This is a genomic window from Inhella gelatinilytica (assembly GCF_016093295.1).
Lineage (GTDB): Bacteria > Pseudomonadota > Gammaproteobacteria > Burkholderiales > Burkholderiaceae_C > Inhella > Inhella gelatinilytica.
The window spans coordinates 164,492-179,146 of record NZ_JAEDAL010000003.1 but is presented as its reverse complement, the minus strand read 5'-3'; the positions used below and the strand labels follow the sequence as shown (position 1 = coordinate 179,146).

The 14,655-nt window shown below is 65.1% G+C and carries 9 protein-coding genes; 5 read left to right on the top strand and 4 right to left on the bottom strand.

The features are described 5' to 3' along the window. Positions 1-32 precede the first annotated feature (32 nt). From I7X43_RS08725 to I7X43_RS08705, 5 genes are all read left to right on the top strand, one after another. On the top strand, positions 33-1,889 hold the full coding sequence (locus I7X43_RS08725; protein WP_198100549.1) for a M48 family metalloprotease: 1,857 nt from the start codon (positions 33-35) through the stop codon (positions 1,887-1,889). Next, positions 1,886-2,668, top strand: a complete 783-nt coding sequence (locus tag I7X43_RS08720; protein WP_198100548.1) for a DUF2189 domain-containing protein — start codon at positions 1,886-1,888, stop codon at positions 2,666-2,668. The genes I7X43_RS08725 and I7X43_RS08720 overlap by 4 nt, the downstream gene beginning before the upstream one ends. Continuing rightward, the gene (locus tag I7X43_RS08715) at positions 2,669-2,881 is read left to right on the top strand and encodes a DUF2788 domain-containing protein (RefSeq protein ID WP_198100547.1); all 213 of its coding nucleotides are present in this window, start codon (positions 2,669-2,671) and stop codon (positions 2,879-2,881) included. A 31-nt stretch (positions 2,882-2,912) separates the two neighbouring features. Continuing rightward, positions 2,913-4,037 (top strand): S1C family serine protease, encoded by a 1,125-nt coding sequence (locus tag I7X43_RS08710; protein ID WP_198100546.1) that lies wholly within the window; start codon positions 2,913-2,915, stop codon positions 4,035-4,037. 95 nt (positions 4,038-4,132) lie between these two features. Next, positions 4,133-7,162, top strand: a complete 3,030-nt coding sequence (locus I7X43_RS08705) for a PAS domain S-box protein (protein ID WP_198100545.1) — start codon at positions 4,133-4,135, stop codon at positions 7,160-7,162. Positions 7,163-7,286: 124 nt separating this feature from the next. Here I7X43_RS08705 and purL read toward each other — a convergent pair whose 3' ends face one another. From purL to I7X43_RS08685, 4 genes are all read right to left on the bottom strand, one after another. Next, positions 7,287-11,273 (bottom strand): phosphoribosylformylglycinamidine synthase, encoded by a 3,987-nt coding sequence (gene purL, locus I7X43_RS08700; RefSeq protein ID WP_198100544.1) that lies wholly within the window; start codon positions 11,271-11,273, stop codon positions 7,287-7,289. A gap of 115 nt (positions 11,274-11,388) precedes the next feature. Further along, positions 11,389-12,711: a TRZ/ATZ family hydrolase gene (locus I7X43_RS08695; protein ID WP_198100543.1), complete on the bottom strand. Its 1,323-nt coding sequence runs from the start codon at positions 12,709-12,711 to the stop codon at positions 11,389-11,391. Then, positions 12,708-13,688, bottom strand: coding sequence for a nucleoside hydrolase (locus I7X43_RS08690; RefSeq protein ID WP_198100542.1), 981 nt, complete (start codon positions 13,686-13,688; stop codon positions 12,708-12,710). The genes I7X43_RS08695 and I7X43_RS08690 overlap by 4 nt, the downstream gene beginning before the upstream one ends. Beyond that, positions 13,685-14,602 (bottom strand): ribokinase, encoded by a 918-nt coding sequence (locus I7X43_RS08685; protein ID WP_246480284.1) that lies wholly within the window; start codon positions 14,600-14,602, stop codon positions 13,685-13,687. Before I7X43_RS08685 ends, I7X43_RS08690 begins: the two co-directional genes overlap by 4 nt. Positions 14,603-14,655: the final 53 nt, after the last annotated feature.

Sequence of the window (14,655 nt, the reverse complement as noted above, 5' to 3'; positions counted from 1 at the left end):
TACATTGACGGTTTGCTCGAACCCACACGCCCGTGGAACTCTCAACTTTTCAAGATCAGGTTCGTCGCAGCGAAGCGGCCTACCGGGCCCAACCCGATCACTTCAGTCGGGAAACCGCGCTTTGGGCCGCCCTCCCGCATGCGGTCATGGGGGCGGGTCTCGCGGGGGGCGCGATCCTCCTGGGTTGGGGGTTTTCGGGGTTGATCTCCGGGGCCTCCGACGTCCTGAGCCTCTTGTTCGCGATCGGCGCGGCCCTGGCCGGCACCGTCACGTTGCTCGCCGCACTGGTGCCGCTGGGCGTTCGGTTGCCCAAGCCGGAGGGCCTGGTGCTGGCGCGAGAAGCCGCGCCCGGGCTGTTTGAAGGTCTGGATCGGCTGCAGCAGTTTTTTCTGTCTGAGCCGCTGAACGAGGTTCACCTCAGCACCGAGTTTGAGGTCCGCCTGGTGCAACGCCGCCGCTGGGGCCTGCTGGGTTCGCGACGCCACACCCTGCTGATTGGGCTGCCGCTGTTGATGGCCTTGGAACGCCGCCGTCTGCTGGCCTTGGTGGGCCTGGCCGTGTGCCGGTTGCGGCGTCGGCCCGAACGCTTCACCGCTCGCATGGTGCTGCAGCGCGAACTGGTGCAACGGGTGGCCGAGCAGCTGGCCCATGACCGCCGATGGATTGCACAGCCCACGCGCCACTTTTACGCGTGGCTGGCGCCGCGTTTTTTGGCCAGAACCCAGCCACTGGTGCGATACGAGGTGCTCATGGCGGACCGACTCGTCGCGAAGCGGGTGGGCCCCGACATCTGGGAGGCCGCGCTCAAGGAGGCGGCGCTCAAAAAAGCCTGGATGGACCAGGCATTTTGGCCCTGGCTGTGGCTGCGCGCCCAGCGGCATGAGACGCCCAAGGGTCCCCATCGAGCCCTCAAGCGCAAGCTCATCGAACCCCTGCCACCCGTGTTCGCCCGCCAGACCCTGGCCGCGCTGTGGCGCCGAGACGAAACGGAGGCCGATCCGCAGCCCAGTCTTCGCACCCGCCTTCAAAGCCTGGACCCCCATGCCCAGCGCTCGCTCCCGGCGCACTCACAGTCGGCTGCCAGCAAGCTCATTGAGGAGGCCAGCCTGCAGCGTGCGATCGAGGCTTTTGATCGGGAGTGGGGTCAGCAAAACGCCCAGCGCTGGCAAGCCTATCGCGGCACCCTGTTGCGATGGCGCGAACAACAGTCGCATTGGTCACACGCCGCCCAAAGCGCCGACGAGTTGACGGAATGGACCCGACTCACGCTCGGACTCGATCCCAAGGCCGATGTTCGGGGGCCGCTCATGGCAGCTTTGGCCCAGCGCCCCCAACATGCAGCGGCCCTCAAGGGCTTGGCGGAGGCCTTGGAAGCCTTGGACCGGCCGCAAAGCCTCGCCCTCACCACCCGCTTGTTCGAGATCAGCCCGACCGACAAAGGATGGGCGGCGGCACGCATGGTGGACGCGCTGGAAAACCCCGTCCGGGATGTCGATGCACTCCGTCATTGGCGCAATCTGCAAGCCACGGTGCAGGCCGAACACTTGCGAATCGACACGCAGTTGCAGGACGGCGAACCTCTGACACACAGTGGCCCGCCCGACCTCAGCAAGCTGGAACAAGACAGGCTGCTCCTCACCCTGCGTCGGCAGCCCGCCATTGAACGGGCGTGGCTCGCCCGCAAAGTCCTGCCCGAGTTTCTGTGGCTCCGAGCCTATGTCTTGGTGCTGGATTTGCCCGGATTGGACCGCCTGCGCGCGCAGGCGCTCTGCGACGAGCTGTCCCAGGACGACACGCTGCTACCCGGCCCCTGCCGGATCTTGCCGGTGCAAGTGGGCTTCAACCCCTTGCAGGATCCCCTTCAGCCCCTGGATTTACTCAGCCCATGAGCCCTGCCCTGGCCCAATCCCTGGACATTCGCTTGCGCCCTGCGCACCCCGCACAGATCCGCCACTGGCTGGGTCGCGGGTGGTTGGATTTCTGCGCCTATCCCGTGACCGGTTTGTTCCATGGTGCGCTCATGGCCATCTTCGGCTGGCTCTTGTTGGCCGTCGCCCATCACCAGTTTTGGATGCTGGCGGGGGCTTTTACTGGGTTCTTGCTGGTCGCCCCCATTGCCGCAACGGGGCTTTATGCGATCAGCCGGGCCCGCTCCCGCGGTCAGCCGACGGGTTTGAGCATGGCACTGGCTTTGTGGAAACCCAACAAACCCGTGTTGATTGGTTTTGGCCTCTTGCTGTCCCTGGCCGGCACGGGGTGGGTGCTAACGTCGGCCGCGCTATTCACGGTCCTGTCCCCGGCGCCCATTCAAACACCCGCCGACTTCGTCCGCATCGTGGTCTTGGCGCCAGAGGGGTTCTTGCTGGAACTGTGGATGATGATGGGCGCGCTGCTTGCCGCGCCGGTGTATGCCAGTAGCGTGATTTCCATCCCGCTCCTGCTGGATCGCCGTGTGGGCCTCTGGGCCGCAGTCCTCACCAGCTGGCGCGTGGTGTTGGCCGCTCCGGGCACCCTGACGCTCTGGGCCGGCACCCTGGTCCTGCTCAGCTTGCTGGGCATGGCGACGCTGCTGGCGGGCTTGATCGTGATCGGCCCCTGGCTGGCCCATGCCAGCTGGCATGCCTATGCCGATCTGGTGGACGCCTCGGCCCTGGAGGAGCGGCGCTAAATGGGGGGCTTCACCGAAGAACAAATCGCCCAGTTTGGCCTGACCTTTGGGGTCGGAGCCTTCATGCTTTACATGGTGTTCATCATTGCCCAGTTGGCACGCGAATCCAAAGCCGGGAAATTTGGAACCTTTGTGCTGTTCTTGGCCCTGGGTTTTGGTCTCTTGGGTTTTGCCCTCAAGGGGCTGATCAAGTGGTTCTTGGGAGCCGCTTGAAAACCCGCCTCCCGGCCTCAATTGCATGCCCATGACCGCCCCTTCCCATTCAGCTCGCCTCACCGCCCTCGGTTTGAGTGCTGCCGCCCTGGTGGGTGCCGCTTGGCTTTGGCCCACCTGGGCCCAGACCAAACCCGACGCCCAACCCCGGCCCGTCTTGCAGCGGGGGGCTTTTGAGGCCGACGAGCTCAATCACATCCGTGTTTTTAAGACGGTATCCCCGTCGGTCGTCCACATCACGACAACCGCCGTTCAGCGGGACTTCTTCTCCAACCCCGTGCGGGAAGTTCCCCAAGGAACCGGTTCGGGATTTGTTTGGGATGAGAGTGGGCACATCGTCACCAATTTCCACGTTGTCCAAAACGCGGAAGGGGTCAAGGTCACGCTGGCCGACCAGAGTGAGTGGGCGGCGCGGGTGGTGGGAGCTTTCCCGGACCGCGATCTCGCCGTCCTCAAAGTCGATTGGCCCGCCAGCAAACATCCGCCCATTCCCATCGGCACCAGCCGGGACCTGCAAGTGGGTCAAAAGGTGTATGCCATTGGCAACCCATTTGGACTGGACTTCACCCTGACCACCGGAATAGTTTCCGCCCTCAATCGCGAGATCGAATCGGTGACCCGGCGCAGCATTCGGGGCGCGATCCAGACCGATGCGGCGATCAATCCGGGAAACTCGGGGGGGCCCCTGTTGGATTCGGCAGGGCGTCTGATCGGAGTGAATACGGCCATTTACAGCCCCAGTGGCGCCAGCGCCGGGATTGGCTTTGCCATTCCCGTGGATGAAGTCAACCGCATCGTCCCCCGGCTGATTCGGGATGGTCGCTTCGTGCGCCCGGTCCTGGGCATTACGCCCCTGGATGAACGGTGGACCGCCACCTTGCGCCGGCGCATGGGCTTGCCCAAAGGGGTCGCGCTCGTGGGCGTGACGGCACAAGGGCCAGCGGCCCGAGCTGGGTTGCGGCCCTTCAGCCAAAACCGCAACGGTCAGATTGAAGCGGGCGACGTCATCACGGCGGTGAACGACACCCCCGTCGCAGACTTCGACGACCTGCTGAACGAACTGGAAAAACGCCAGGCGGGGGATCAGGTTCGCCTCACCGTGGAACGCGACGGGCGACGCCGCCAGGTCGGGGTGCAGTTGCGCGCAGGCGACTGATTTTTCGCGCAACGCAGGTGGTCTTCGCGAACTGAGCGCTCCTGGGTCAAGCCCGACTCGCCGGTCGCGCCCGACCGTGCTAGCGTGGGGCCATCATGGCAGTGCCGGCCCTCCTTCGTCGTTGGCTTTCCTATTGGCCCAGCGCCCTGGTCGCGCTCATGAGCGGCGTGGCCGGGCTGGCGGTCCACGACGCCCGGCGCCAGCAGCTCGACCACGCGGAGCGCCTGGAAGTGCGGCAGGCTCTGGCCGCGGCTCAAAGCCGATTGGCCATCGTGGCGGAGTCCACGTTCAATTTGTCAGCGGGCCTGGCCTCGGTGGTCCGAACCGACGGCGGCATCACGTCCGAGCGCTTTGCCCGCTATGTGGAGGTGATGCAGGCAGACCGCCCCCAACTACGCAACGTCGTGGTGGCGCCCGGCGATGTGATCCAGATGGTGCACCCCTTAGAGGGCAATGAGAAAGCGCTGGGGCTGGATTACCGCAAGGTGCCCGCGCAATGGCAGCAGTTGGAGAAGATCCGGGCAAGCGGCCAACCGCTCATCTTCGCGCCGGTCAAGTTGATTCAAGGCGGGCACGGCATCATTCAGCGGAACCCCATTTTTTTGGGCACGTCTGAGCGGCCGAGCTACTGGGGTTCGGTGTCCTTGGTGGCCGATGTGGAGCGGTTCATGACGCAGGCGCGCCTGGATACCAACGAGCTGCGGTTGGGCGTCTTCACCCGCACGCTCACCCAAGCCGTCGGTGATCCCATTTGGACGCACGGTGGAACGCTCAGCCCAGAAGCCGAACAACTGACGATCCGCTTACCCGGTGCGGAATGGGTCCTCCTGGGTGAGCCCAAGCTGGGATGGCGCCATGTGAGCGCCTGGACAGACTGGACCGTTGTGGGGGCCTTGGGGGGCGGGCTCTTGCTCACGCTGATGAGTCTGGCGCTGAGCCGGCGCCGTCTGCAGTTGGTGGCACGCAACCAGGCACTGGCCGACGAGTCGGAAAAGCGACGTGCCGCCCTGGCAGAAGTCGAAGCGGCCCGGGCCCGTTTTGAAGGCTTGGTCGCCTTGTCGAGCGATTGGCTCTGGGAGCAAGATGCCGAAGGACGCTTCACGTTTGTTTCCCAAGGCCTTTCGGACTCCATGAGTTCGCTGCAGCAGGTCATTGGTCAACACCGGTGGGACAGCACTTTGGCTCTACCGGGGGTGGATTGGGAGGCCCACAAGGCGGTGTACGCGCGCCGCGAAGCCTTTCGGGACTTTGAATACCGGATGCGGGGCCCCAACGACGATGTGTTGTACGTCTCCATCTCCGGATCGCCGGTCTACGACAACAGCAATCGCTTTGTCGGCTACCGCGGCACCGGCCGCGACATGACAGCCATCCGCAAGACCGAGGCGGCACTGGCCGAGGCCCGGGATCGTTTGCAAGAATTGTTTGACGCCGCAGTGGACGTGGCCATCATTGCCACTGACACCGAGGACCGAATCACGGTCTTCAATCGAGGGGCCGAACGGCTGCTGGGCTGGTCGGCCGCCGAGGTCATCGGACGCAACCCCCAGACCTTCTTCAAGCCCGAAGAAGTCGCCCAGCGGGCGGCGGAATTGACCGTCATCCTGGGGCGGGAAATCACCCAGCACGATGCCTTCACCGCATGGGCGCAAGTTCAGGGCAGCGACACCCAGACCTGGACCATGTGCACGCGCGAAGGCCGGGAGCTCACGGTTTCGCTGTCCATCAGCAAGGTGCGGGCGGCGGACGGTTGCGTGACCGGTTTCTTGGGCATCGCCGTCGATCTGACGGCGCAGCATGCAGCAGAAGCGGCCAAGCGCCAGGGCGCCCAATTGCTGCAAGCCATGTTCGACTCCGCGGTCCAGGTGGGCTTCATCAGCACGGACTTGAAGGGGCGCATCAATCTCTTCAGCCCGGGTGCCGAGCAGATCCTCGGCTGCAAGGCCAGCCAGGTCCTGGGAACCCAGTCCCGCCGCTTCCATCCCCAAGCGGAGGTTCAGGCGGAAGCCGAACGCCTGTCCGCAGTCCTCAATCGCCCTGTACCCCGCTGGGAGGTCTTTGAACGGCAGGCCGACGGTCTGGATGGCGGCCATCATCGCGTCTGGACCTACCACCGGATCGACACCGGCGCCCCCATTCAGGTCTCCCACACGCTCACCCGACTGCATGACGCCCACGGCGCCGACATCGGCTTCCTGGTGGTGGTGGTGGACATCAGCCAACGGCTACAAGCCGAGGCCGCACTGAAGTCACTGAACACCGACCTGGAGCGGCGCGTGCAGGAACGCACCACAGCCCTGAGCTCCGCCCTGACCAGCCTGCAGCACACGCAAGACGAGTTGATCCGTTCCGAAAAGATGGCCGCCCTGGGCTCGCTGGTGGCGGGCGTCGCCCACGAACTCAACACCCCCATCGGCACGGGCATGACCGCAGCCTCAACGCTCGATGACCGAACCCGTGACACGGTGCGCCACTTCGAGGCCGGCACGCTGCGCAAGTCCGATCTCAGCCGCTACCTCGGTGACGCCACGGAAGCTTGCCGCCTGCTGCTGAATGGCCTGCGCAACGCGGCGGACTTGGTCTCGCACTTCAAACAAGTGTCGGCCGACCAAACCAGCGAGCAACGACGCCGCTTCGCGTTGCAGGGCGTGGTCGACGACGTGCTGTCCGTCCTGCGCCCCCAGCTCAAACACTCCCGCATCGAGCTGGCCGTGGACATCGACCTGGGCCAGGAACTGGATGCCTATCCGGGTGCGCTGGGGCAATTGCTGACCAATCTGATCCTGAACGCCAACCTGCACGCCTTTGAAGGCGTCGAGCGCCCCCGCTTGTGGCTGAGTGCCCGCCTGCTCGATCCCGGATGGTTTGAGCTGCAGGTGCAGGACAACGGCGTGGGGATGTCCGAGGAGGTGCGCCGCCGCGCCTTTGACCCGTTCTTCACCACCAAGATTGGACAGGGCGGCACCGGTCTCGGGCTCAACATCGTCTACAACATCGCCACGGGCGTGCTGGGCGGCCATGTCGAGCTCAAATCCGAGCCCGGTCAGGGGAGCTGCTTCCGCTTCCGCTTGCCTCTGGTCGCGCCTCAGCAGCGTGAGGTCGCCGGCGCCATGCGCGCTGGCTGAGGATGGATGGGCGCGGCGCGCAACGTACCGTTGCCCCGAAACCGCCCCCGCGAAACCGGCTCGGACGGGCCGGAGGTGGCGCCCGCACGAGGCGGGGGACCGATGGACCGGCTTCCGAGGTGCGTCAGCGACACCAAATGCGCGCGTTGCGGAACATCCGCAGCCAAGGCGAGGCGGCGTCGAGTTCCGCCGCACCCCGCCAGCTCAGTTGGGCATTGCGGAACACGCGCTCCGGGTGCGGCATCATGGCCGTGAAGCGCCCATCCGCCGTCGTCACCGCGGTCAGGCCGCCAACGCTGCCATTGGGATTCAATGGATAGACTTCGGTCGCGTGCCCAGCCCCGTCCACAAATCGCATGCTGGGAAGCACTCGTTGCGCGGCGCCTTGGACGGTGAAATCCGCACGCCCTTCCCCGTGGGCCACCGCAATGGGCATGCGGCTCCCGGCCATGCCTTGGAAGAAGATCGACGGTGAATCCAGCACCTCCACCATGGACAAGCGCGCTTCAAACTGCTCCGACGCATTGCGGACAAACTTGGGCCAAGCGTCGGCCCCCGGAATCATTGGGGCCAAGGCCGCCAACATTTGGCAGCCATTGCACACCCCCAGGGCAAATGTGTCGCGCCGAGCAAAGAACTGTTCGAACTGCGCCTTCAGATCCGTATTGAACAAGATTGAACGCGCCCAGCCCTCTCCGGCACCAAGCGTGTCACCGTACGAGAAGCCGCCGCAGGCGACAAAGCCCCGGAACTCTTTCAACAGGTGACGCCCAGCCTGCAAATCGCTCATGTGCACGTCCACCGGTTCGAACCCGGCCTCATGCATCGCAAACGCCATTTCTAAGTGAGAATTCACCCCTTGCTCGCGCAGGATGGCGACCCGCGGACGCGACGCGGTCGCAAAAGCTGCGGCCACATCCTCAGTGGGGTCAAAGCTGAGCGCCACGTGGAGCCCGGGCGCCGTGGCATCCGTGGCCACAGCAAACTCGGAAACGGCACAGCTCGGGTTGTCCCGCAACATCGCAATTTCGCGGCTGACCTGCTCCCATTCCCGCAGCGCATCGGCCAGCGACAGTTTCAGAATGCAGCGGGTATCGCGCCAAACGCTGATTTGGCCGTCCGCGGAGGGCTTGCCGATGACATGGGCATGGGCCGCCAACCCGTGGCGACGCAGCACGGCGAAGGCCGCATCCCGCTCGCTGGCCGGCACCTGAATGACGGCGCCCAACTCTTCGTTGAACAGCGCCCGCAACGTTTGCTCGTGACGGCGGCCGCTCACTTGCCCCGCCCAATTCTTGGCGTCACCGCCGTCCATGCGGCTGTCATCCACGCCGTTGCCCTCGGTCAACAGCATGTCCACATTGAGTTGCAAGCCCAAGCGGCTGGCAAAGGCCATTTCGCACACGGTCGCCCAGAGCCCCCCATCGCCGCGGTCGTGATACGCCAGAACTTGGTTTTTGGACCGCAGCTCATTGACGGCCTGAACCAACCCAACCAGCAGGGATGCGTCATCCAGGTCCGGCACCGCACCGCCAAACTGGCGCGTCGTTTGCGCCAAGATCGAGCCGCCCATCCGGCCCCGACCCCGACCCAAATCGATGGCAATGAGCACGGAGTCCCCTTCGGGGCTCAACTCCGGCGTCAGGGTCCCCGCAACCGTGGGCAGGCTGGCAAAGGCCGTCACGATGAGCGACACCGGCGCCGTTACTTGATGCGTTTGGCCGGCCTCACTCCACTTCGTGCGCATCGAGAGCGAATCTTTGCCCACCGGAATGCCCACCCCCAACTGGGGGCAGAGCTCCATACCCACCGCCCGGACGGTATCGAAGAGCGCGGCGTCCTCCCCGACCTCACCGCAGGCGGCCATCCAGTTGGCAGACAACTTGACATGCGGAAGTTCGATGGGCGCTGCCAACAGGTTGGTGATCGCCTCCCCAACCGCCATGCGGCCTGAGGCTGGACCGTCCACTGCGGCGAGCGGCGTCCGTTCGCCCATGGCCATGGCCTCACCGGCCAGCCCGGTGTAATCCGCCAGGGTGACAGCACAGTCCGCCACCGGCACCTGCCACGGCCCCACCATCTGATCGCGATGGGTCAACCCCCCCACGCTGCGGTCACCGATGGTGATGAGGAAACGTTTGCTGGCCACGGAGGGGTGGCGCAGCACTGCACGGGCCGCGGGCTCCAACTCAATGCCATCGGCCTCGAACCGTCCTCCATCGCGGACCACCCGCGTCACATCGCGGGTCATCTTGGGGGGCTTACCGAGGAGAACCTCCATGGGCATGTCGATGGGCTTGGCCTCTGGGTGCAGCGGATCGTCCAGATGGAGCTGCTTCTCCTGCGTCACGCGCCCCACGACGGCAAACGGGCAGCGCTCGCGCTCCGCAAACGCCTGAAACTGCGGCAGCGACTCCGGCGCGATCGCCAAGACGTAACGCTCCTGGCTTTCGTTGCACCAAATCTCCTTGGGGGCCAACCCGCTTTCTTCCAACGGTACGGCACGCAAGTCAAACCGCGCGCCCTTTCCCGCATCGTTCACCAACTCAGGAAAGGCATTGGAAATGCCCCCGGCGCCCACGTCGTGGATGGCAAGAATTGGGTTGTCCGCACCCAGCTGCCAGCAGCGATTGATGACCTCTTGGGCCCGGCGCTGAATTTCCGGGTTGCCGCGCTGAACCGAGTCGAAATCCAACTCCGCACTGTTCACGCCAGCCGCCATGGAACTGGCCGCGCCGCCGCCCATGCCAATGCGCATGCCAGGGCCGCCAAGCTGAATCAACAGGGTGCCCGCAGGGAATTCAATCTTCTTGGTGAGATCCGACCGAATCGCGCCCAGGCCACCCGCGATCATGATGGGCTTGTGGTAGCCGCGTTGAACGCCAGCAACCTCTTGCTCGTAGGCACGGAAGTAGCCCAGCAGGTTGGGTCGACCGAACTCATTGTTGAATGCAGCCCCGCCAATGGGGCCTTCAATCATGATCTGCAGCGGGCTGGCAATGTGCGCCGGTTTGCTTTCCGGCGATTCCCAACTTTCCGGCAAACCCGGCAGGCGCAAATGGCTGACGGTGAAGCCGGTCAGGCCGGCCTTGGGGCGCGCCCCGCGGCCCGTGGCGCCCTCGTCACGAATCTCGCCGCCCGCCCCAGTGGCCGCCCCAGAAAACGGCGAGATCGCCGTCGGGTGGTTGTGGGTTTCCACCTTCATCAGCACTTCAGCCTGTTCCGGCCGGAGCTGATAGGTCCCATCAGCCCCAGGGAACCAGCGCTGAATGGCATGGCCTTCCATGATGGCCGCGTTGTCGGCGTAGGCCACGATGGAGCGCTGTGGGTTGAGCTTCTCGGTGTTGCGGATCATCCCGAACAGAGAGTGCGCTTGCTCCGCACCGTCCACGATGAACTTGGCGTTAAAGATCTTGTGGCGGCAGTGTTCGCTGTTCGCCTGCGCGAACATCATCAGCTCGACATCACTCGGGTTGCGCCCCAGCTTGGTGAAGGCGTCCAAAAGGTAATCGACCTCATCACCCGAAAGGGCCAATCCCCAGTCCCGATTGGCCGCTTCCAGTGCGGCGCGCCCCTGGCCCAACACGTCGACCCGCTCCAGCGGCTGTGCCGCCTTTTCATCAAACAGGTGGCGGGCGTCGGCCAAGTCTTTCAGGACCGATTCGGTCATGCGGTCATGCACCAGCGCGGCGCAAGCTTGCCACTCGCTCTCCGACAGGGCCTTCGCGTTGCCCAACAACGGCTTGTCCAGCAGCAGCTGGTACACCGTGACCCGCTCCACCCGCGCGATCGGAAGGCCGCAGTTGTGGGCGATGTCCGTGGCTTTGGAGGCCCAGGGGCTGACCGTGCCGAGTCGAGGCGTGACCACCACCAGGGCCGTCTCCCCCTTTGGGGCCTCAAGCGCATCCGGCCCATAACGCAGCAGGGCTGCGAGTTGGTCCACTTGGTCGGCGGACAGCGCTTGCCCGCTGGCGACCCAATGATGGAAGCGCGCTTGCACCCCCTTGATGCGCGGCACGGCGGCCTGCAATTTGCTCAAAAGCGATTGGGTGCGGAACGCCGAAAGGGCGTTGCCACCCTCGAAACCGTGCAGATGCTCAAAGGATGCCATGGGATCGGATGCAGGTGCGCCTGTGAAACGACCCGGCCACACCAAGGTGCGGTCGGGTCGCTGGGAGGGAGGCTGCATTCTACGGGTTGCCCCTAGCTCGCCACCCGAATGGAACTCAACTGGCCTGGCCCGCCTTCATTTGCGCGACCGTGTCTTCCACTTCGGCCAGCACCGAAGACAAGTCAAAGCGCGTGAGCTGACGCCCTTGCAGCACGCGCTCGCCTTGCACCCACACATCGGTCACGTGCTCGCGCGCTGCTACATATGCCAGTTGCGCATCTGGGTGGTAGACCGGCCGGCACTCGGGCGCCGACAAGTCCACGGCGATCACATCGGCGAGCTTGCCCACGGCCAGACTGCCCAAGTCAGCTTCACGGCCCAGGGCGCGGGCGCCGCCCAGGGTGGCCATTTCCAGGGCGCGACGGGCCTTGATCACCGTGGGCTGGCCCGTGCTGCCCTTGGCCAGCAGCGCGGCCTGGCGGATTTCCTCGAACATGTCCTGCCGGTTGTTGCTGGCTGCACCGTCAGTCCCCAAGGCCACATTCACGCCGGCGGCATCCAAGTCTGCCACGCGGGCGATGCCGCTCGCTAGCTTAAGGTTGCTGCTGGCGTTGTGAGCGATGTGTACCCGGTTCTTGGCCAGCATCGCAATCTCGTCGTCGGTCAAATGGACCATGTGAACGGCAATCATGCGCTCGTTCATGAGGCCCAGCTTTTCCAGGCGGGCCAAGGGGCGCACGCCGTGCTGCTGCAAGCCCCCGTTGACCTCGTCCATCGTCTCGTGAATGTGGCAATGCATGACCATGTCGTGCTGCTCGGACAACTGGCGCAGCTTGACGAAGGTTTCATCACTGACGGTGTACGGCGCGTGCGGACTGCTGGTGAACTGCAGCAATTTCTCGCCCTTGAACTTCTCGTAGGCCGCCACTCCTTTGGCAATGTAGTCGTCCGGGCCCGAGGCGTAGCCCGTGGGGAAGTCGATCACGTTGATCGACACCGCCGCGCGAATGCCGGCCTGCAGTGCGGCCTCGGCCATGGCCTCAGGGAAGAAGTACATGTCATTCAAGGTGGTTACCCCCCCGCGCAAGGCCTCGGCAGCGCTGAACAGGCTGCCCAGCCGGGTCCACGCGTGACTGACCCACCGCTTCTCCAGCGGCCAGATGTGGTGGTTCAACCAGTCCATCAGGCCCAGGTCGTCGGCCACGCCCCGCAACAAACTCATGGCGCTGTGGGTGTGGCTGTTGATCAGGCCAGGCATCAGCACATGTTCTGGCAAGTCCACCCGCTGTGCGTCGCCGTGCTGAGCCAACAGCGTCTCCCGGTCACCCACAGCCACGATTCGCTCGCCCTCAATCAGCAAGGCTTGTCCGGTCTGCACCGACTCACCGGGCGTCATGCTCAACAGCCACCGGGGCAACAGTAGGGTTTTGTTTTTCATAGGGTCTCCTTAACAATCGCATCAGCCTGCAGCCAGGCCTGCAAACACAGATTCATCAGCGGTTCGGGCTGGGCGTCCAGCGCCACCGCGTGCGCCGGGCGGCCGACCCACGCCGGGTCGTTGGGGGCCAGTCCCTGCCAGTCTTGTACGGTCATGCCGTGGGCCAGTCCGCCCTCAACGGCCCGAATCGGCCCCTGGCGCCAGGAAAAGACCTCGGGCATGAGCAATGCTGCCACGGCAGTTGCATCATGGGCCACCAGCGCGGCGTGCCCGTCCCGGGTCGCGTAATAGCCCGCATAGGGTTGAATGGCTTGCCACAGGAGTTGTCCGACCGGGCCGCGGTCTCGAAGCGGCATCAAACGCTCCAGCGGGATGCAAACCCGCTGCGTCGCATCCAAGGGCACCACCTGCAGGCGCGTCCATCGTGCGGCGAACACCTCATCCGCCGCACAGGGGTCGTTGTGCGCGTTGGCCTCGGCACAGGGCGTGACATTCCCAGTGAAGCCATGGCTCCCAAACGCAGCCCCCATGAGCGTGCAACTGGCCACCCGTTCAGCCAAGCCCGGGTCCAAGCGCAGCGCTTGCGCGACATTGGTGAAGGGCCCTACAGCCACCAAGTGCAGCTCTCGGGGATACCGCAAACTCGCAGCAACCAGCGCTTCGGCGGCGGGTAGTGTCTGCGGCGCCGCGGGGGACAACGGCAACTGTGCGGCGATCCCTCCGACCCCATCCCCCCCATGGACCTCAGGGGCATAGCGCGCCGATCCACGAAGCGGCTGGGCCGCGCCGATGTGCACGGGGATATCAGAACACCGCAAAAGTTGCAGCAATCGGAGGGCGTTTTGGGTGGTTTGCGCGACGCTGGCATTGCCGAAAACCGTCGACAGCCCGACCAACTCAAACTCCGGGCGCGCCCGGATCAACCCCAAAGCCAGGGCGTCATCGACCCCTGGATCCGTGTCCAACCAAAGCCTCACGCTTCCGCTCCACGCCAGGCGTCCAGTTCAGCCCGCCGCGGCATGGCCGCTTGTACGCCGGGCCGAGAAACCGCCCACGCGGCGGCCGCCTGCGCAAAATCCAAGGCAGCGTCAATCGCATGGCCCTCTCCGAGCGCTGTGACCAGGGCGCCCACCAACGTGTCGCCGGCCCCCACGGTATCCACAGCGCGCACCTGTCGCGCGGGTCGATGCAGTCGTTGCTTGCCGTCCTGCCACTGCACCCCCGCGGAGCCCAAGGAAATCAACACCGCTCGCGGTCCCAGAGCGAGCAAACGCTCCGCCGCGTCCGCCACAACTGGGGCCGAGACCGGCGCGCCCAATAGCGCCGCGGCTTCGCCTTCGTTGACGACCAGCACATCCACCAGGGGCAGCAGTCGGCGCGCCTCTTCGCGGAAAGGCGCCGCGTTCAGGAGGACCCGACCCCCCGCAGCCCGGGCATGCCGAAACGCCGCGTCCAGGGCCTCGATGGGCAACTCTTGCTGGGCCACCAACCACTGAACACCCGAAAGCGGCAGGGAATCCAAAGATTCGGCGCGCAAGGTGGCGTTGGACCCTGCCACGGTCACGATTTGGTTTTCCCCCGAATCCGCCCCAACCACGATGAGGGCCACGCCCGGCGACTCGGCATCGGGTTGCTGGCACCGCGTTACGTCGACGCCTTCCCGTCGCAGGGCCGCGAGCAGCTCCTCCCCCCCATCCAGGCGGCCTACGCGCGCGATTAAGCGAACCTGGGCCCCCAACCGTGCTGCCGCCACGGCTTGGTTGGCGCCTTTGCCGCCCAAGCTGGACACAAAGTGATGGCCCCGCAGGGTTTCACCGGGAAGCGGTAAGCGCGGGGCATGCGCGATGAGGTCGCGATTCACGCTTCCCAAAACAAGCACTGAGGCGTTCATGCCGGCCATTGTCCGCCCCTGCGAATGGAGGAGGCGCCTCATTTCACGTGCGA

Coding starts and splice junctions, on each gene's coding strand:
- I7X43_RS08710 (WP_198100546.1), top strand. CDS start 2,913: ATGACCGCCCCTTCCCATTCAGCTCGCCTCACCGCCCTCGGTTTGAGT.
- I7X43_RS08715 (WP_198100547.1), top strand. CDS start 2,669: ATGGGGGGCTTCACCGAAGAACAAATCGCCCAGTTTGGCCTGACCTTT.
- purL (WP_198100544.1), bottom strand. CDS start 11,273: ATGGCATCCTTTGAGCATCTGCACGGTTTCGAGGGTGGCAACGCCCTT.
- I7X43_RS08695 (WP_198100543.1), bottom strand. CDS start 12,711: ATGAAAAACAAAACCCTACTGTTGCCCCGGTGGCTGTTGAGCATGACG.
- I7X43_RS08685 (WP_246480284.1), bottom strand. CDS start 14,602: ATGAACGCCTCAGTGCTTGTTTTGGGAAGCGTGAATCGCGACCTCATC.
- I7X43_RS08705 (WP_198100545.1), top strand. CDS start 4,133: ATGGCAGTGCCGGCCCTCCTTCGTCGTTGGCTTTCCTATTGGCCCAGC.
- I7X43_RS08720 (WP_198100548.1), top strand. CDS start 1,886: ATGAGCCCTGCCCTGGCCCAATCCCTGGACATTCGCTTGCGCCCTGCG.